Source organism: Streptomyces coryli (assembly GCF_011044975.1).
GTDB lineage: Bacteria > Actinomycetota > Actinomycetes > Streptomycetales > Streptomycetaceae > Streptomyces > Streptomyces coryli.
In genome coordinates, this window is the sequence record NZ_JAAKZV010000553.1 from 1 (window position 1) to 1,065 (window position 1,065).

Genomic DNA, 1,065 nt, shown 5'->3' on the forward strand with positions numbered 1-1,065 from the left:
CAGCCGAATCGCGCCGTCACCTCGGCTATTGGCCGGGACCTCGCGCTGAGCGCCATCGCGTCAGCCGAGTCGTCCCGCTACCTCGACCACCCGCCGAGGCCCCGCGCTGATGGCCATCGCGTCGCCCGGACGCAAGCGCGATATGCCGGCCATCGCGCAGGCGTACGCCAGCACCGGGGCGTCGCCCTGCTGGAAGGCGGTTTCGCCACGCTGCCAGAAGCGGTAGAGCCAGTGCTCCGGTGGGTCGTCCGGGTATGGCTCCAGGCCTATCTCCTCATGCCGCACCGGCTCGCCGTCCCGGTAGAGATCACCGATGACGCCGCCCTTCGGGTTGAAGAAGACGCTGTAGCCCGTGGTGCCCGGGCCCATCCTGCGCATCAGTTCATTGCTCTCCAGCGCGTGCGCGTGCTGCGTGAGAATGCAGCCGCGCCGGACGCCGGTCACCCCGACGCCGTGATTGCCGTGCGTGTCGTACGGCCCGACGTCCAGGACATCGTCCAGCTCCAGGACCGGCACCGCCCCCGGATCCCCGCCCAATCTCCGTATCGCCTCGTCCTCCGTCACCCCGGAGACAAAGCTCACCAGCATCCCCTCGGCGAAGATCTGCTCGGCCGCGAAGACGTCGATCAACCGGCCCGCCGCGTCCTGCGCCGCCCGCTCCCCCGCCGTCAGCTCCACCGCCCCCGGCAGCGCAGCGAAGATCGGCGCCAGCTCCGTCATCAGCCCGAGCCGCCCCGGCGTCCAGCCGGCCACGCCCGGCCGCCACGCGTCCGCGCCCGCCGCCAGCAGCACCCGCACGACGTCCGCACGCCCGCAGGCCACCGCCTGCCACAGCGGCGTACGCCCCGCGTGATCACTCACGTCCACAGCCGGCGCCGCCCGCGCCATCGCCGCCACCACCTCGGCGCTGCCGTACTCCGCCGCCCGGTGCAGCGGCGTCTCCCAGTCCCTCTCGTCCCCGAGCCGCCCGTCCACGGCACCCCCACCCGCGAGCAGCTCCTCGACCGCCGCGAGATCAAGCCCCCTCCACCGCGGAAACGTGAGGTCCCCCCACCCGCACACGCC

General features: G+C 73.1%; 1 protein-coding gene. It reads right to left on the bottom strand.

The annotated features are described in order from the left end of the window. Nucleotides 1-60 precede the first annotated feature (60 nt). Nucleotides 61-1,065 (bottom strand): ankyrin repeat domain-containing protein (locus G5C51_RS42135; RefSeq protein WP_165246231.1); only part of this gene is annotated, 1,005 nt, incomplete at its 5' end.